The organism is Leifsonia sp. L25 (genome assembly GCF_050632895.1).
In genome coordinates this window covers 116,179-133,774 of record NZ_JBODRZ010000005.1, presented here as the reverse complement: position 1 = coordinate 133,774, position 17,596 = coordinate 116,179, and the positions used below count along the sequence as shown (strand labels likewise).

Annotated in this window: 11 protein-coding genes and 2 pseudogenes; 6 read left to right on the top strand and 7 right to left on the bottom strand. The window is 70.9% G+C overall.

Annotated elements, in window-relative coordinates; all coding sequences use genetic code 11:
• Positions 1-6: 6 nt before the first annotated feature.
• The 3 genes and pseudogenes from sucB to ACRAWC_RS26370 form a co-directional block, all read right to left on the bottom strand.
• A pseudogene (gene sucB, locus ACRAWC_RS26380) lies at positions 7-1,550 on the bottom strand (2-oxoglutarate dehydrogenase, E2 component, dihydrolipoamide succinyltransferase).
• A 66-nt stretch (positions 1,551-1,616) separates the two neighbouring features.
• Positions 1,617-2,990 carry a dihydrolipoyl dehydrogenase gene (gene lpdA, locus ACRAWC_RS26375; RefSeq protein ID WP_431350117.1) on the bottom strand — a complete coding sequence of 458 codons (1,374 nt, stop codon included), beginning with the start codon at positions 2,988-2,990 and terminating at the stop codon, positions 1,617-1,619.
• A 102-nt stretch (positions 2,991-3,092) separates the two neighbouring features.
• Positions 3,093-4,574: a leucyl aminopeptidase gene (locus ACRAWC_RS26370; protein WP_431350116.1), complete on the bottom strand. Its 1,482-nt coding sequence runs from the start codon at positions 4,572-4,574 to the stop codon at positions 3,093-3,095.
• 118 nt (positions 4,575-4,692) lie between these two features.
• Between ACRAWC_RS26370 and ACRAWC_RS26365 the strand changes: the two genes are divergently transcribed.
• The 5 genes from ACRAWC_RS26365 to ACRAWC_RS26345 all read left to right on the top strand — a co-directional run bounded on the left by ACRAWC_RS26365 (position 4,693) and on the right by ACRAWC_RS26345 (position 10,544).
• Positions 4,693-5,637, top strand: a complete 945-nt coding sequence (locus ACRAWC_RS26365; protein WP_431350115.1) for a proteasome assembly chaperone family protein — start codon at positions 4,693-4,695, stop codon at positions 5,635-5,637.
• A 61-nt stretch (positions 5,638-5,698) separates the two neighbouring features.
• A complete protein-coding gene (locus ACRAWC_RS26360) occupies positions 5,699-7,039 on the top strand; it encodes an MFS transporter (RefSeq protein ID WP_431350114.1) in 1,341 nt (446 codons plus the stop codon).
• 181 nt (positions 7,040-7,220) lie between these two features.
• Positions 7,221-8,543 (top strand): RNA polymerase sigma factor, encoded by a 1,323-nt coding sequence (locus ACRAWC_RS26355; RefSeq protein WP_431350113.1) that lies wholly within the window; start codon positions 7,221-7,223, stop codon positions 8,541-8,543.
• A 1-nt stretch (position 8,544) separates the two neighbouring features.
• Complete coding sequence (locus ACRAWC_RS26350) at positions 8,545-9,819, top strand: MurT ligase domain-containing protein (protein ID WP_431350112.1); 1,275 nt, start codon at positions 8,545-8,547, stop codon at positions 9,817-9,819.
• Entirely contained in the window at positions 9,816-10,544 is a 729-nt protein-coding gene (locus ACRAWC_RS26345) for a type 1 glutamine amidotransferase (RefSeq protein ID WP_431350111.1), read from the top strand. The genes ACRAWC_RS26350 and ACRAWC_RS26345 overlap by 4 nt, the downstream gene beginning before the upstream one ends.
• Before the next feature lie 33 nt (positions 10,545-10,577).
• Here ACRAWC_RS26345 and alr read toward each other — a convergent pair whose 3' ends face one another.
• Genes alr through ACRAWC_RS26330 form a run of 3 tightly spaced genes read right to left on the bottom strand, consistent with a single transcriptional unit; the run spans position 10,578 to position 12,672 of the window.
• Positions 10,578-11,654, bottom strand: coding sequence for an alanine racemase (gene alr / locus ACRAWC_RS26340; protein ID WP_431350110.1), 1,077 nt, complete (start codon positions 11,652-11,654; stop codon positions 10,578-10,580).
• Complete coding sequence (locus ACRAWC_RS26335; protein ID WP_431350109.1) at positions 11,651-12,400, bottom strand: alanine racemase; 750 nt, start codon at positions 12,398-12,400, stop codon at positions 11,651-11,653. The genes alr and ACRAWC_RS26335 overlap by 4 nt, the downstream gene beginning before the upstream one ends.
• A gap of 35 nt (positions 12,401-12,435) precedes the next feature.
• Entirely contained in the window at positions 12,436-12,672 is a 237-nt protein-coding gene (locus ACRAWC_RS26330) for a DUF7455 domain-containing protein (protein WP_055915732.1), read from the bottom strand.
• Positions 12,673-12,898: 226 nt separating this feature from the next.
• Here ACRAWC_RS26330 and ACRAWC_RS26325 point away from each other — a divergent pair, with 226 nt between their 5' ends.
• Positions 12,899-14,983: a DNA gyrase/topoisomerase IV subunit B gene (locus ACRAWC_RS26325; protein ID WP_431350108.1), complete on the top strand. Its 2,085-nt coding sequence runs from the start codon at positions 12,899-12,901 to the stop codon at positions 14,981-14,983.
• Positions 14,984-15,113: 130 nt separating this feature from the next.
• Here the strand turns inward: ACRAWC_RS26325 and ACRAWC_RS26320 are convergent.
• Positions 15,114-17,587: pseudogene (locus ACRAWC_RS26320) on the bottom strand (DNA gyrase/topoisomerase IV subunit A).
• Positions 17,588-17,596 lie beyond the last annotated feature (9 nt).

Below are 17,596 nucleotides of genomic sequence, written 5' to 3'. Positions count from 1 at the left end.
AGGCGTTCAGATGCCGAGGCTGCCCTCGAACGCGCCGCCCTCGAGGCGGTTCTTCACCGCGACGAGGAAGCGGGCGGCGTCGGCGCCGTCCACGATCCGGTGGTCGTACGAGAGGGCGAGGTACACCGTGGAGCGGATCGCGATGGAGTCCGTGCCGTCGGCCGTGATCACGACCGGCTTCTTGGTGACGATGCCCGTGCCCAGGATCGCGACCTGCGGGAGGAACACGAGGGGCGTGTCGAACAGCGCGCCGCGCGAACCCGTGTTGGTCAGCGTGAACGTGCCGCCGGCGAGCTCGTCCGGCTTGAGGTGGTTGTCGCGCGTGCGCTGGGCGAGGTCCGCGATCTCACCGGCGAGGCCGGCGATGTCGAGGTCCGACGCGTTGCGGATGACCGGGGTCAGCAGGCCGCGCTCGGTGTCGACCGCGATCGAGATGTTCTCGTGGTCCGGGTAGACGATGCTGTCGCCGTCGACCGTGGCGTTGATGACCGGGTAGGCCTTCAGCGCTTCGGCGGCCGCGAGGGCGAAGAACGGCAGGAAGGAGAGCTTCGTGCCGGTCTTGGCGAGGAAGTCGCCCTTCACCTTGTCGCGCAGCGCGGCGACCTTGGTCACGTCGACCTCGACCACCGTCGTGAGCTGGGCGGTCGACTGCATCGAGACGACGGCGCGCTCGGCCACGACCTTGCGGAGGCGCGACATCTGCTGCGTGGTGCCGCGGAGCGGGAGACCTCGACCACGGGCGCTGCGGCCGGAGCCGCGGCGGCAGCGGCCGGAGCGGCGGCCGCGAGGATGTCCTCCTTGCGGATGCGTCCGCCGACGCCGGTGCCGGTCACGTTCGCCAGGTCGACGCCGTGCTCGTTGGCGAGCTTGCGGACGATCGGAGTCACGTAGCCCGACGGGCCGGCGTGAGCGCCGCCCGACGTGGCGGGAGCCTCGGCGGCCGGAGCAGGCGCAGCGGCGGGAGCCGGGGCGGCGGCCGGAGCAGGGGCGGCGGCCGGAGCAGGCGCAGCGGCGGGAGCCGGGGCGGCAGCGGCCGGAGCCGGAGCAGCGGCCTCCTGTGCGGGAGCAGCCGGGGCCGGTTCTGCAGCGGGGGCGGGAGCGGCGGCAGGAGCTTCCTGGACGGGTGCGGCAGGAGCTGCCTCGGCGGCGGGGGCCGGAGCCTCCTGGGCCGGAGCCTCCTGGGCCGGAGCCTCCTGGCCCGGAGCCTCCTGGGCCGGAGCGGCCGGCGCAGGCTCAGCGGCCGGAGCCGGCGCGGCCTCTGCCGGCGCGGCCTCCGCCTCCGGCGCGGCGGCCGGAGCCTCGCCCGCACCGGAGCCGTCGCCGATCGTCACGAGCGCAGTGCCCACCTCGACAGTCTCGTCCTCCTGCACCAGGATCGCCTCGACGACGCCCGCGACGGGCGAGGGGATCTCGGTGTCGACCTTGTCGGTCGAGACTTCGAGCAAGGGCTCGTCCACCTCGACACGGTCGCCAACGTTCTTCAGCCAGCGGGTGACCGTGCCTTCCGTGACACTCTCGCCGAGTGCCGGGAGGCTGACGGATTCGCTCATGAGCTTTTCTCCTTCAAAACCTGATCGTTCAGTAGCTTATTGCAGCCGCTCGCGCGGCGGACGCGTTTAGAGGGTGTGCAGCGGCTTGCCAGCGAGGTACAGGAAGGCCTCGCCGAGGGACTCGCTCTGCGTCGGGTGCGCGTGAACGAAGGGCGCGATGTCCTCCGGGTAGGCCTCCCAGTTGACGACGAGCTGTGCCTCGCTGATGAGCTCGCCCACGCGCGCGCCGATCATGTGCACGCCGACGACCGGGCCGTCGTTGACGCGGACGACCTTGACGGTGCCGCTGGTGCCGATGATCTCGCTCTTGCCGTTGCCGGCCAGGCTGTAGTCGTAGCTCGTGATCGCGTCAGCGCCGTACTGCTCCGCCGCCTTGGCCTCGCTGAGGCCGATCGAGGCGACCTCGGGGTCGCAGTACGTGACCTTGGGGATGTTCACGTCGGGGACGACGATCGGGTTCAGGCCCGCGATCTCCTCGGCGACGAAGATGCCCTGCTGGAAGCCGCGGTGCGCGAGCTGCAGGCCGGGGACGATGTCGCCGACCGCGTAGACGCCCGGGATGTTGGTCTGCAGGCGCTCGTCGGTGATGACGAAGCCGCGGTCGAGCGTGACGCCGACCTCGTCGTAGCCCATGCCGGCCGTGAGCGGGCCGCGGCCGACCGCGACGAGCAGCAGCTCGGCGTCGACCGTGCTGCCGTCCTCGAGCGAGACGACGACGCCGTTCTCGTTCTGGGTGACGCCGGAGAAGCGGACGCCGAGGCGGTAGTCGATGCCGCGGCGACGGAAGGCGCGCTCCAGCGACTTGCTGATGGTCTCGTCCTCGTTGGGGACGAGGTGCGGGAGGGCCTCGATGATGGTGACGTCGGCGCCGAAGGACTTCCAGACGCTGGCGAACTCGACGCCGATGACGCCGCCGCCGAGGACCGCGACCTTCTTGGGGACGAAGTCGAGCTCGAGGGCCTGCTCGCTGGTGATCACGCGGCCGCCGATCTCGAGGCCGGGGAGGCTGCGCGAGTAGGAGCCGGTGGCGAGGATGACGTTCTTACCGGTGATGGTGTCGTCGCCGACCTGCACCGTCGTCGGGGAGGTCAGCTTGCCCTCGCCCTCGATGACGGTGATGCCGCGGGCCTTCACCAGGCCCTGGAGGCCCTTGTACTTCTTGGCGATGATGCTCCGGCGGTACTCGGTGACACCGTTCATGTCGACGCCCTGGAGCTGGGTGATGATGCCGTACTTGGCCGACTCCCGCGAGTAGTCCGCGACCTCGGCCGCGTGCAGCAGCGCCTTGGTCGGGATACAGCCGCGGTGCAGGCAGGTGCCGCCGACCTTGTCCTTCTCGATCATGCCGACGGTGAAACCGAGCTCGGCCGCACGCAGCGCTGCTGCGTAGCCTCCACTCCCACCGCCGAGCACCACAATGTCAAAGTTCTGCTCAGACACCCAGCTACTCCTCGCGCATCAGGATTCGTGACACGATCCTGCCCCGGGGATGACGTGGGGCAGGCGTTGCATGGGCAGGATTTTCCTGCCCATACGACCCTACTACCTCTGGGAAAAGTCCTCGGCCAAACGGATGAGCGCTCGTACGCTGACGGCGGACGGGCCCTTGCCGGTGAAGCCGTACGGTGCGGACGGTCCCTTCGCCGGGCCGGCGATGTCGAGGTGGGCCCACGGGATCCGCGGCGCGTCGTCCTCGTCGCCGGTGCGGCCGATGAACTCCTGGAGGAACACCCCCGCCAGCAGCATGCCGCCCGCCGTCACCCCCGGGTTGGCGTTGGCGATGTCGGCGACGTCGGAGTTGATGGTGGCGCGGAGCTCGCTCGCGAGCGGCATCGGCCAGAGCAGCTCGCCGGACGCCTTCGCGGCGGCGAGGACGTCGCCGACCAGGTCGTCGGAGCCCATGACCGCGGCGTAGCGGGTGCCGAGCGCGACCATCGCGGCGCCGGTCAGCGTGGCGACGTCCACGATCGCGTCCGGGTGCTCCTCCCCGGCGGCGACGAGGCCGTCCGCGAGTACGAGCCGGCCCTCCGCGTCGGTGTTGAGCACTTCCACGGTGCGGCCGCCGCGCATGCGCAGCACGTCGTTCGGGCGGATGGCGGAGCCGGAGGGCATGTTCTCCGCGAGGCACAGCCACGCGGTCACGCGCACCGGGAGGTCGAGTCGGGCGGCGGCGAGGGCGACGGCGAGCACCGTGGCCGCACCGGTCATGTCGTACTTCATGCCGACCATGCCGGAGGCCGGCTTGAGCGAGAGGCCGCCGGAGTCGAAGGTGATGCCCTTGCCGACCAGCGCGAGGTGCCTCGCGGCGCCGGCCGGCGCGTAGTCCACCTTCACCAGCCGCGGCGGGCGCACGGAACCCTGACCGACGCCGAGGATGCCGCCGAAGCCCTCGGCCTCGAGCCGGCGCTCGTCCCAGACCTCGACCGTGACGGGCAGCCCCTCGACGGCCTCCTCGACGCGGGAGGCGAACGAGGCGGGGTAGAGGTCGATCGGGGGAGTGTTGACCAGGTCCTTGACCAGCGCGGCGGCGCCGGACACGGCGGCCGCGCGCGCGACGAGCGCATCGCCGTCCGCCGACGCGCCGACGACCTCGATGGTCTCGACCGGCGCCTTGACGCCCGCGCGGCTCGCGGAGCGGTACTCGGTGAACGCGTACGCGCCGAGCGCCGCGCCCTCCAGCACGGCGCCGACCCGGGCGTCGTCTTCGGCGGGAAGGTCGAGCGCAACGTGGCCGACGCCGGCGAGCTGGCGGATGGCGGTGCCGGCCGCGTAGCGCAGTGCGTCCTCGTCCGCCGGCTCCGGGAGGCCGACCACGGCGAGGCCCGGACCGCCCGCGGCGCCGGGGAGGCGGACCAGCTCGTCCCTGCCGCCGCCGAAGCCCACCGCCGCGAGCTCGTCGCCCAGCCCGTCCGGAGCCGAGCCCGACAGCACGGTGACGCCGTCCGCGCCGGAGCGCGCCGCGAGCACGAGGACGTCGGCGGAGGAGGAAGGAGCGGGCGAGAGGCTGAGGGCGGGAGGCGTCATGTCTCGACCCTAACCGCTGAACGCCGCGCGACGACGGAGGCCGCATGTTCGCTGTGGGCGTGCTGCGACCGGGCCCGTGCGCGGCGACCGCGTCGGGTGTGCGGCCTAGAGTTGTAGCATGCGAGATCCCGGCGAACTCTACGAGCTGAACCCGGCACTGGTGGTGCCGGCGGGCCTGCCGCTGATCGCGGGGCTCACCGGGTTCGCCGACGCCGGCTCGGGCGTCAGCCAGCTCGGCACCTATCTTCTCGGCACGCTCGACAGCGAGGTCGTGGCGACCTTCGACGCCGACATCCTGCTCGACTACCGCGCCCGTCGGCCGATCATCTACTTCGACCAGGACCATCTGGCCGACTACCAGCCGTCGACGTTGAAGCTGCACCTGGTCTACGACGAGCTGCGCCAGCCGTTCCTCTTCCTCTCCGGGTTCGAGCCCGACTTCCGCTGGGAGGCGTTCACGGAGGCCGTGCTGGGGCTCATCGAGCGCTACAAGGTCAAGTCCGTCACCTGGGTGCACTCCATCCCGATGCCGGTGCCGCACACCCGGCCCATCGGGGTGACGGTCAGCGGCAACCGCCGCGACCTGATCGAGGGGATGTCGATCTGGAAGCCGCAGACGCAGGTGCCGGGCAACGCCCTCCACCTCCTCGAGTACCGGCTGCAGCAGCTCTCGTACCCGATCGCCGGATTCGTCCTGCTCATCCCGCACTACCTCGCCGACACCGAGTACCCGGCCGCCGCGATCGCGGGGCTGGAGAGCATCAGCGCCGCGACCGGCCTCATCTTCCCCACCGACCGCCTGCGCGAGGAGGACCGCGAGTTCGTCGCGAACATCGATGAGCAGGTCGCGGGCAACGCCGAGCTCGGCAAACTGGTCGGCACGCTGGAGGAGCGGCACGACACGTACATGGAGGACACCCAGCTCCGCTCGCCGCTGACCGACCGCGACGGCGAGCTGCCCAGCGCCGACGAGATCGCGGCCGAGCTGGAGAACTTCCTGGCGTTCCGCCGGCACGGCGACGACCGCCGCGGCGACGACGAGAACCCGCGCACCGACCGCTGAACCGACCCCCCGTTCCGCCCGCGTGACGGTCCCGCTCGCACAGCGGGCATAGGATCGTGTGGTGAATTCGCGTCGGTCCTGGGTCATCTTCGGGATCGGAGTCTTCGCCTACCTCGTGGCCGTCATGCAGCGGACGAGCATCGGCGTCGCGGGCGTCGCCGCGACCGACCGCTTCCACGTCTCAGCCGCGGTGCTCTCGTCGATGGCGGTCGTCCAGCTCATCGTCTACGCGGCGATGCAGGTGCCGGTCGGCGTCCTGATCGACCGGGTCGGCTCGCGGGCGCTGATGATCGCGGGCACCGCCCTGATGGTCGTCGGGCAGGTGACGGTCGCCTTCGCGCCGACCATCGCGCTCGCGATCGTCGGGCGCATCCTCGTCGGAGCGGGCGACGCGACCGTGTTCACCTCGCTCATGCGGCTGGTGAACTCCTGGTTCCGCGGCCGCATCGTGCCCCAGCTCTCGCAGTGGATCGGCAACATCGGCCAGCTCGGCCAGGTGCTGTCCGCCGTCCCGTTCGCGCTGCTGCTCCACCAGTCCGGCTGGACCGCCGCGTTCCTCAGCGCCGCGTCGGTGTCGGTGGTCGCGCTGGTCGGGATCGTCGCCACCATCCGGGACCGGCCGGCCGGATCGAGCGAGGGACCGCGCCCGGCGACCTGGGGCGAGTCGCTGCGCCAGCTCCGGATCAGCCTCGCCCGGCCGGGCACCCAGCTCGGGTTCTGGTCGCACTTCACCACGCAGTCCTCCGGAACCGTGTTCAGCCTGATGTGGGGCCTGCCCTTCATGGTGTTCGCGCTCGGCATCGACCCGGCGGAAGCCAGCGGCCTGCTGATCGTCTCCGTCGGCGCGGGACTGATCGCCGGACCCGTCCTCGGCCTGCTGACGGCGCGCTTCCCGCTGCGGCGCAGCAATCTGGTGCTCGCGATCGTCGGGATGATGGGGATCGTCTGGGCGCTCCTGCTGCTGTGGCCGGGGACGCCGCCGCTCTGGCTCCTGATCCTCGTGCTGGTGGCGATCGGGATCGGCGGCCCCGGCTCCCTGATCGGGTTCGACTTCGCGCGCACCTCCAACCCGCTGCACAGTCTCGGCTCCGCCAACGGCATCGTGAACGTCGGCGGCTTCCTCGCGAGCTTCGTGATGATGTTCCTCATCGGCGTGGCCCTGGACGCCCAGAACACCGCGCACACGGTCGCCGGACTCTACGCGCTCGACTCCTTCCGCTGGGCGTTCGCCGTGCAGTACGTGATCATCGGCGTCGGCGTCGTCTTCCTCGTCCGCGCCCGGCGGCGCACCCGCCGCCGCCTCGCGGAGGAGGAGGGAATAGAAGTGGGCCCCTTGTGGGTTGCACTGGTTGACGCGTGGCGACGGCGAGATGGTCGGGAGCCTGGCGAGAACGTGCAATAATTGATACCTGGACCCGTTCATGTCCTGGGGTCGGAGCACTTGATGGTGCCCGGCGCGACAGCCCAAGACTTGACATGGGTCTTAGTAATGTCCGCACGCGACCTCAGGCAGGCGCTACGGGGGACGCACCAATGCCCTCCCGCCCGGTTTGAAAGCCCTCGCTTGTATGGAAGGTAGGCACATGGCAACCCGTGCAGCAACCAAGGCCCGCGAGGCCGAGGCGGTCGAGGAGACCGAGGAGACCGCTGCGGCCAGCAAGCCGGCGGCGAAGAAGACGACGGCGAAGGCGCCGGCGAAGAAGACTGCGTCCAAGAAGGCCGGCACCAAGGCCAAGGGCGACGACGACGAAGAGCTCGACGAGGAGGCCGTGGTCGAGATCGACGAGGACGACTCCGCCGAGGAGGCGGACGACTCCGCCGAGACCGAGTCCGAGGGCGACGACGCGGAGGCGGACGACGCCGAGGGGTCCGGGCCCAAGGGCGAGGCGGCAGCCGTGCAGGCCGCAGCGGATGCCCCGCTGCCGACCGACGCGCTCGTGCTGCGCGCCGTGGACGAGGATGACGACATCCCCGTCTACTCCTCGACGATCACCGGCGCGACCGCCGACCCGGTCAAGGACTACCTCAAGCAGATCGGCAAGGTCCCGCTGCTGAACGCCGCGGAGGAGGTCGAGCTCGCGATGCGCATCGAGGCCGGCCTGTTCGCGGAGGACAAGCTCGCGAACACCCCGAACATGCCCAAGGAGCTCGAGCGCGAGCTCCGCTGGGTCGCCCGCGACGGCCAGCGTGCCAAGAGCCACCTGCTCGGCGCCAACCTGCGCCTCGTGGTCAGTCTCGCCAAGCGCTACACCGGCCGCGGCATGCAGTTCCTGGACCTGATCCAGGAGGGCAACCTCGGTCTGATCCGCGCCGTCGAGAAGTTCGACTACACCAAGGGCTTCAAGTTCTCGACCTACGCCACCTGGTGGATCCGCCAGGCGATCACCCGCGCGATGGCCGACCAGGCCCGCACCATCCGCATCCCGGTGCACATGGTGGAGGTCATCAACAAGCTCGCCCGCGTCCAGCGCCAGATGCTGCAGGACCTCGGCCGCGAGCCCACCCCGGAAGAGCTCTCCAAGGAGCTCGACATGACCCCTGAGAAGGTCATCGAGGTGCAGAAGTACGGTCGCGAGCCCATCTCGCTGCACACGCCGCTCGGCGAGGACGGCGACAGCGAGTTCGGCGACCTGATCGAGGACACCGAGGCGGTCGTGCCGGCCGACGCGGTCGGCTTCACGATGCTGCAGAAGCAGCTCGAGAGCCTCCTCGACTCCCTGTCCGAGCGCGAGGCGGGCGTGATCCGCATGCGCTTCGGCCTGGGCGACGGCATGCCGAAGACGCTCGACCAGATCGGCGACACCTTCGGCGTGACGCGGGAGCGCATCCGGCAGATCGAGTCGAAGACGATGGCGAAGCTGCGCCACCCGTCCCGCTCGCAGTCGCTGCGCGACTACCTCGAGTAAGGTGCGCTATCGACTGGCGGTCATCGCCGGCCGCCTCGCCCGCCGGCTGCTGCGCCTGCGGGGAGGCGGCTCCGCGGTGCCGGGGCGGGTCGCGCTCGCGATCGCGCCGAAGTTCCTCGAGCGCGCGGTCAGCCGACTCCCGCTCGGCGTGGTGTTCGTCTCCGGTTCGAACGGCAAATCGACGACCACCAACATGCTCACCGCGATCCTGCGCGAGCACGGGCTGAACGTCTTCACGAACCCGTCCGGCGGCAACCTGCCGCAGGGGATCGCCTCGGCCCTGCTGGCGGACGTGCCGCTCGACGGCTACGTGCGCGGCGACGTCGGGGTGATCGAGGTGGACGAGGCGTACGGCGTCGACCTGGCGACCGTCCTGAAGCCGCGCGGCTCGCTGTTGCTGAACGTGCAGATCGACCAGCTCAACCGCTTCTTCGAGCCGACCCGTGTGATCGGGATGCTGCGAACGATCGCGGAGCGTTCGAGCGAGTTCGTCGTGGTGAACGCCGACGACGACAGCCTCGCCCGCGTCGGCGCGGAGCTCGCCGCCGAAGGCCGTGACGTGACGACCTTCGCGGTGGCCCCGGCCATCATCGAGTCGTCGCCCAACGGCCTCGCGAACGTGGCGGACCTCTCCGGCGTCGCCGCCGGCGCCCTCCCGGTGCCCGCCGTGTTCGTCAGCAAACTGGAGACGCAGAGCGCGCAGCTCACCATGGGCGGAGAGTCCATCCGGATCGGCCTGCCCGCGCGCGGCCTCCACTACGCGGTGGACGCCGCCGGCGCGACCGCGATGGCCCGGCGCGTGCTCGGCGAGAGCTTCCGATCGGAGGCCGTGGTCGCGGCGATGAGTTCGCTGCGCACGGTCTACGGCCGCGGCGAGACGCTGAAGGTCGGCGACGAGGACATCGAGATCATCATGATGAAGAACCCGCCGAGCCTCCAGCTCAACCTCGATTACCTGAGCCACAGCCCGGAGCAGGTCTTCGTCGCGGTCGACGAGGGCACTCCCGACCCGTCCTGGGTCTACGACATCGACCTCTCCAAGCTGGAGCACGTCGACATCGTGTCCGGCACCAAGGCCTGGCAATTCGCGACGCGGTTCGCCTACGCCGGGATCGAGGTCGACCAGGTGATGCCGGAGCTGCGGCCTGCTCTGCAGGCGTTCCTCGCGCTGCCCAAGCCGTCGCGCGGCACCAAGACCATGATCGTCAACTACGAGCAGATGATGGCCATCCGCAAGCAGCTCGGGTTCCTCGACCTGGAAGGCGGCGACACGTGACCGTCCTCCGCATCCTGCACCTCTACCCGCGTGAGCTCGGGATCAACGGCGACGCCGGCAACGTGCTCGCCCTGGCCGAGCGGGCACGCTGGCGCGGCGTGGACGTCGACATCGTCACGCACGCGCCGGGCGCCGAGCTGCCCGCCAGCGCCGACATCGTGCACATCGGCTCCGGCCCGCTCTCGTCGCAGCGCGCGGTCGTCGGCGATGTGGCGCGGATCGCACCGCGACTGCGGCAGTGGCGCGACGCCGGAGTGCCGATCCTCGCGATCGCGGGCGGCTGGCAGCTCCTCGGCGAGGAGATCGAGACGCCGGACGGCGAAACGCTCGCCGGCGCCCGGGTGTTCCCGACCCGCGCGGTGCTGGGGTCGCGGCGGCACGTGGCCGAGGTCGTCGTGCGCATGCCCGACGGCGTCACGCTCGCGGGCTTCGAGAACCACTCGGCCACCACGACCTTCACCGCGGATGCCGCAGGCGCTGTTCCGCTCGGCGAGGCCGTGAGCGGCTTCGGCAACGGCGACAAGACGGAGGGCGTCGTGCTCGGGAGCGCGATCGGCACGCACCTGCACGGCCCGGTCCTCCCGATGAACCCGGTGCTGGCCGACCGCATGCTGCAGACCGCGCTGCGCGGTGAGGTGGCGCCGGTCGCGCAGACCGAGCGAGTAGATCGCTACGCCGCCAATGCGCGTCGCGCCATCGCGGCCCGCCTCGGCGTCGCGCTCTGACGGCGGCCCGTTCGGAGTACCGTTCCTCGGGGCCTAGTTCTCGTAGACGCGGGGGACCCGGACGGCAACGCCCGTGACCATCTCGTCCGCGATGGTCTCCGCCCAGTCGGCGTACTTCTCGGCGGTGACCGTGCCATCGTGTCCGGAGCCGAACAGCACCGCGGTGTCGCCGACGGCGACGCGTGCCGAGCCGGCGTCCACGATCATGGTGTCCACGTCGACCGCGATCACGCGGCAGCGCTGCCCGGCGAGGAGGACGGAGGTCTTGGCGATGCCGAGCACCGGGACGCCGTCGCCATAGCCGATCCCGAGCCGCGCGTGCGTGGTGCCGCCGACGTGGATCTCCACGACCGGCGCCTCCAAGCGCATCACGGGCTCCAGCCCGAGCTCGGCGCCGGTGCGGTCGTCGAACGGCGAGAAGCCGTAGGCGGCGATCCCGAAGCGTACGAGGTCGAAACGGGCCTCGGGCATCCGGATGCCGGCCGAGCTCGCCGCGAGGTGCAGGATCTCGAACCGGGCGCCGCGCTCCTCGGCCTCCGCTACCGCGCTGCGGAACTCCGCGAGCGCAGCCTCGTCGTCCGCGATCGACGCGTCGGCCAGGTGCGACCAGGCTGCGCGGATGCGGACGACGCCCTGCCTCTCCAGCTCGAGGGCCGCGTCGATGAGGTGCGGCCACTGTTCGCGGGTGGCGCCGTTGCGGCTGAGGCCGGTGTCGACCTTGAGGTGCACCACCGCCGGTCGGCCGGCGCCCGCGGCCGCGATGGCCTCCAGCTGCCAGACGGCCGAGATGCCGAGCTCGATGTCGGCTTCGATCGCCGCCAGCCAGTCGGTGTCCTCACCGTGCAGCCAGGCCAGCAGCGGGACCGTGATCCCGGCGGCGCGCAGGACGAGCCCGGCGGAGACCTCCAGCACGGCGAGGGAGGTCGCGCCCGCCTCCAGCCCGGCCTCGGCGATCGGCAGCAGACCGTGGCCGTAGGCATCGGCCTTGACCGCGAGCATGGTCTCGGCGGGAGCGATCAGCGCGGTCAGATGTGCGACATTCCGGCGCAGCGCGGCCAGATCGATGACCGCGCGGGGGAGCGGCTCCGCGATCGCGTCCACGATGGTCACTGTGCCGCCTTCCTTATCCAGTGCCCGTACATCCGCTCGATCCGGCGGCCCAGCCGGCTCGTGATCACCGGCGCGGCCACGCCGAGCGCGGCCTCCCAGTCGAGCACCGACGGCTCGCTGCGGGACGGGTCGCCGAACAGCACCACCGGGTCGCCCGGCTGCGCTTCGGCGTCGCCGATGTCGACCACGAACTGGTCCATGGCGATTCGACCGGTGATCCGGCCGGTGGTGTCGCCGACCAGCACGGGCGCCTTGTTGGAGGCGACGCGAAGGATGCCGTCGGCGTAGCCCAGCGCGACCAGCACGAGCGTGCTGGGGCGGTCGGTTCGGTAGGTGTAGCCGTACGAGACGCCGCGATCGGCGCCGACCCGCTTCACTGCGATGATCTCTGCGGTGAGGCGGAGCGCAGGGGCGACGCCGGGAGCGTCGGTGAGCCCGAGCAGTTCGGGGCCGAGCAGGTGGGCAGGACCGCTGGCGTGCCGGCCGGCCGGGAAACCGACGGTCACCGGCAGCGGGATGCCCTCGTCCGCGATGGCGGCGGCGTCCTCCACCCGGGAGACGAGAAGACCGCCGACCCCCGCGTCGGTCAGCGTCCGGGCGACGGGGATGAGCCCGTGCCCGTACGCGTCCGCGCGGAGATCGGCGGTGCAGTCGGGGAGCGGCGCGCTGGCCGCGGTGGTGGCGTTCGAGCGGATGACATCGAGGTCGACGAATGCGCGTCTGCGCACGCCGGTGGCAGCTGCCATCGCTCGTTCAGCCCGTTCGCGTGGGTCGCGGTGACCTAGGCGCGCTGCTCTTCGAAGAGACGAGCCGTCTCGTCGTGCCAGCTGTGCGCGATCTGCGAGAGCTTCTCCTGGTGCTTCTTGCCGTGGTGGGCGCAGAAGAGGAGTTCGCCGTTGTTGACCACGACGCGGATGTACGCCTGAGCGCCACAGCTGTCGCAGCGGTCCGCGGCCGTGAGTTGCGGCCCCGACTCGAGCTCGTCAACCGCACCATTCTCCGAGGTGATAGTAGACATGTGATGCTCCTTTCCGTCGCAACCGGTGAACTCGGTACGTCTATAGAACCACGTAATCCCGGAGACGAGGCGCGTATCGGCTGCTATTTCGCTCAACGCGTAGCCTCGCGACCCGTGGGTGTCGGGTCCGGGATCGCTTGGTGCAGCACGTACTCTGGAGGATGCGGCCCGCGCCGGAACGCGCGCCCCGCTACCCGGAACACCGCACGGAACACAAGGAGCGCTCGTGGCGAGCTCGGACTATTCGGCGAGGCACCTCTCGGTGCTGGAGGGCCTGGAGGCCGTGCGCAAGCGCCCGGGCATGTACATCGGCTCCACAGACTCCCGCGGCCTCATGCACTGCCTGTGGGAGATCATCGACAACTCCGTCGATGAGGCGCTCGCCGGGCACGGCACCGCGATCGAGGTCATCCTGCACCCCGACGACAGCGTCGAGGTGCGCGACACGGCGCGTGGCATCCCGGTCGATGTCGAGCCGAAGACCGGGCTGACCGGCGTGGAGGTCGTCTTCACCAAGCTGCACGCCGGCGGCAAATTCGGCAGCGGCTCGTACGCGGCCTCCGGCGGCCTCCACGGCGTCGGCGCATCGGTCGTCAACGCGCTCTCCGAGCGGCTCGACGTCGAGGTCGACCGCGACGGCAAGACCTGGGCGATGTCCTTCCACCGCGGTGAGCCGGGCGTGTTCGACGACGGCGACGCCGCGCCGAGCCCCGACGCCACGTTCTCTCCGTTCGTGAGCGGCAGCGAGTTGCGGGTGGCGGGCAAGGTCCGCAAGGGCGTCACCGGCACGCGCATCCGGTACTGGGCCGACCGCCAGGTGTTCACCGCGGGCGCCGAGTTCTCGGTGGACGACCTCATCGGCCGGGCGCGGCAGACGGCGTTCCTGGTCCCGGGCCTGGCGATCACGATCGACGACCAGCGCTCCCCGGAGGGCGAGCGGACCACCTTCAGCTACGACGGCGGCATCTCGGAGTTCGTGGACTTCCTCGCTCCGGACAGCCCGATCACCGAGACCTGGCGCCTCACCGGCGAGGGCCACTTCACCGAGACGGTCCCCGTGCTCTCCGACGGCGGCGCGATGGTGCCGACGGAGCTCAAGCGCGAGTGCCAGGTGGACATCGCGCTGCGCTGGGGGACCGGTTACGACACCGTGATGCGCTCGTTCGTCAACATCATCGCGACGCCGAAGGGCGGCAGCCACCAGACCGGCTTCGACCAGGGGCTGCTCAAGTTCCTGCGTCAGCAGGTGGAGCTGAACGCGCGCCGGCTCAAGGCGGGCACGGACAAGCTGGAGAAGGACGACGTGATGGCCGGGCTGACCGCCGTGCTGACCGTGCGCCTCCCCGAGCCGCAGTTCGAGGGCCAGACCAAGGAGGTCTTGGGAACCCCGGCGGTGCGCACGATCGTGGCCAACGTCATCCAGAAGACCCTCGCCGAGCGCTTCGCGTCGACCAAGCGCGACGACAAGACGCAGTCGGCGCTCGTGCTCGACAAGGTCGTCGCGGAGATGAAGAGCCGGATCTCGGCCCGCGCCCACAAGGAGACCCAGCGCCGCAAGAACGCGCTGGAGACGTCCTCGCTGCCGGCCAAGCTGGTCGACTGCCGGTCGAGCGACGTGGCGAACAGCGAGCTGTTCATCGTTGAGGGCGACTCGGCGCTCGGGACCGCGAGGCGGGCCAGGGACAGCGAGTACCAGGCGCTGCTGCCGATCCGCGGCAAGATCCTCAACGTCCAGAAGGCGTCGGTCTCCGACATGCTCTCCAACGCGGAGTGCGCGGCCATCATCCAGGTGATCGGCGCGGGGTCGGGACGCTCGTTCGAGCTGGGCTCGGCGCGGTACGGCAAGGTCATCATCATGTCGGACGCCGACGTCGACGGCGCCCACATCCGCACGCTGCTGCTCACGCTGTTCTTCCGCTACATGCGGCCGATGATCGAGGAGGGCCGGGTGTTCGCCGCAGTGCCTCCGCTGCACCGGGTCGTCGCGATCAACCCGGGCTCGAAGCCGAACGAGACGATCTACACCTACTCGGAGGCGGAACTCCAGGCCGTTCTCGCGGACCTCAAGAAGCGCGGGCGCAAGTACCAGGAGCCCATCCAGCGTTACAAGGGTCTCGGCGAGATGGACGCCGACCAGCTCGCGACAACGACGATGGACCGCGCTCACCGCACCCTGCGCCGCGTGCGCGTCTCCGACGCGGAGGCGGCGAACCGGGTGTTCGAATTGCTGATGGGGAACGATGTCGCGCCGCGCAAGGAGTTCATCATCGCGGGCGCGGATGACCTGAGCCGCGCGCGTATTGACGCGTAGGCAACGGAGGAGATCCGCGGCGACACGCCGGTGGAAGCAGGCAACGGAGGAGATCCGGGGCTGGGAGGTGTGGATGTCCTCTGTTGGCTGACGACACGCGGTGGGCGGCGGGGGAAGTCCTCCGTTGGCGTCAGGCGAGGCGGCGGCCGACGGAGGCGACGACCATGTCGAGCGGGGTGCCGGAGCCGTCGCGGCGGGCGCCCCCTCGGGGAGGACGCGCTGGGCGCCGTCGGAGCCGACGGCCAACGCGGGCGCGGGGCCGACCCAGGCGATGGCCAGCTCGGTCTCGCCCTTCAGGAAGCGCTGCGAGCGGACGCCGCCGGTCGCGCGGCCCTTGGCCGGGAACTCGGCGAAGTCGCTCACCTTGCCGCTGCCGGGGTCGGCGCCGGGGAGGGTCTGGTCGCTGACCGCGATGGTGACGACGACCGCCTCCTCGCGCTCGGCGGCCTCCACCGCGCCGAAGAACACCACGCGGGCATCGGCGGCCAGGTTGATGCCGGCCATGCCGCCGGCCGCCCGACCCTGCGGGCGCACCGAGCCGGCGGAGAACCGGAGGAGCTGGGAGTCGCTGGAGACGAACACGAGCTCGGCGTCGTCCGCCGACTGCACGGCTCCGACGACCGCGTCGCCGGCCTTCAGCGTGATGACCTCGAACTCCGGCTTGTTGGCCCAGTCGCCGGGCGACACCCGCTTGACCACACCCTGCCGCGTGCCGAGCGCGATCGCGCGCGGGGAGTCCAGCGAGACGAGCGCGAGCACGCGCTCCTTGCGGTCGGCCAGCGCGAGGTAGTCGCCCACCTTCACGCCCGCGCCGAGCTGCACCGAGTTGAGCGGGGCGGCCGGGAGGTCGACCGGCGAGAACCGGATGAGCCGTCCGCGGTCGGTGACGGCGCCGATCTCGCTGCGGCTCGTGGCGTCGAGCCGGGACAGGATCGCGTCGTGCTTGCTGCGCCGGGCCGGCGGCTGGATGCGGTCGAGGCCGTCGCCCTCTCCGGCGCCCGCGTCGACGCGCAGGATGCGGCCGGTGGTCGACAGGTAGACGCGGCACGGTACGTCGGCGACCTCGAGCTGCACCGTCATCGCCTTGCTGCGCGAGCCCGTGCCGGCGATGGACGGCTTCGCCTCGGTGAGGAGCGTCCGTCGCGGGGTGCCGAACTTCACGGCGACCTGCTCCAGCTCGTCGGACACGAGTCCCTCGATGCGTGCCGTGCTGCCGAGGATCTGCTCCAGTTCGGCGATCTCGGCCGCCAGCTGGTCGCGCTCGGTCTCCAGCTCGATGCGGGAGAACTTGGTGAGCCGGCGGAGCCGCGGCTCCAGGATGTAGTCGGCCTGCAGCGTGCTGAGGTCGAACACCTGCTGCAGCCGCGTGCGCGCCTGGTCGGTGTCGTCGGAGGTGCGGATGACTTGGATGACCTCGTCGATGTCGAGGATCGCGATGAGGAGGCCCTCGACCAGGTGCAGGCGCTCCTTGCGGCGCGCGAGCCGGAACTCCGAGCGGCGCGTGACGACGCTGATGCGGTGGTCGAGGTAGACCTGCAGCAGCTCGCGCAGGCCCAGGGTCTGCGGGCCGCCCGCGACGAGGGCGACGTTGTTGATCGAGAAGCCCTCCTCCAGCGGCGTGTGCCGGTAGAGCTGCTCGAGCACGGCGTCCGGGCTGAACCCGGTCTTGATGCCGATGACGAGGCGGAGGCCGTGCTGCCGGTCGGAGAGGTCGGTCACGTCGGAGATGCCGTTCAGCTTCTTCGCGTTGACGCCGTCCTTGATCTTCTCGATCACACGCTCCGGGCCGACCCCGTAGGGGAGCTCGGTCACGACGAGGCCGCTCTTGCGCGCGGTGATCGACTCGACGCCCACCTTGGCGCGCATCCGGAAGCTGCCGCGGCCCGTCGCGTACGCGTCGCGGACGCCGGCCAGGCCCGCGATGGTGCCGCCGCTCGGGAGGTCGGGGCCGGGGACGTAGTCCATCAGCTCGTCCAGCGTCGCGTCGGGGTGGGCCAGGAGGTGGCGGGCGGCGCCGACGACCTCCACCAGGTTGTGCGGGGCCATGTTGGTGGCCATGCCGACCGCGATGCCGCTGGCGCCGTTGACCAGGAGATTCGGGAACGCGGCGGGCAGCACGTCCGGCTGCAAGAGCTGGTTGTCGTAGTTGGGGACGAAGTCCACGACATCCTCGTCGAGGTCTTCGGTGAGGGCCAGCGCGGCGGCGGCGAGGCGCGCCTCCGTGTAGCGCGCGGCGGCGGGGCCGTCGTCCAGCGAGCCGAAGTTGCCGTGCCCGTCGACCAGTGGGACGCGCAGGGTGAAGTCCTGGGCCATGCGCACGAGCGCGTCGTAGATCGCGCTGTCGCCGTGCGGGTGCAGCTTTCCCATCACCTCGCCGGTGACGCGCGCCGACTTGACGTGACCGCGGTCCGGGCGCAGGCCCATCTCGGTCATCATGTAGAGGATGCGCCGCTGCACGGGCTTCAGGCCGTCGCGGGCGTCCGGGAGCGCCCGCGAGTAGATGACGGAGTACGCGTACTCGAGGAACGAGCCCTGCATCTCGGTCGTGACGTCGACGTCTTCGATGCGTTCGGTGATCGGGGCCTGGTCGTCTGCTGGTGTCATTCGTGCATT

Excerpts from the sequence above, each read along its gene's own strand:
- ACRAWC_RS26330 (WP_055915732.1), bottom strand. The coding sequence starts at position 12,672 with ATGTCTACTATCACCTCGGAGAATGGTGCGGTTGACGAGCTCGAGTCG.
- ACRAWC_RS26355 (WP_431350113.1), top strand. The coding sequence starts at position 7,221 with ATGGCAACCCGTGCAGCAACCAAGGCCCGCGAGGCCGAGGCGGTCGAG.
- ACRAWC_RS26335 (WP_431350109.1), bottom strand. The coding sequence starts at position 12,400 with ATGGCAGCTGCCACCGGCGTGCGCAGACGCGCATTCGTCGACCTCGAT.
- ACRAWC_RS26365 (WP_431350115.1), top strand. The coding sequence starts at position 4,693 with ATGCGAGATCCCGGCGAACTCTACGAGCTGAACCCGGCACTGGTGGTG.
- ACRAWC_RS26370 (WP_431350116.1), bottom strand. The coding sequence starts at position 4,574 with ATGACGCCTCCCGCCCTCAGCCTCTCGCCCGCTCCTTCCTCCTCCGCC.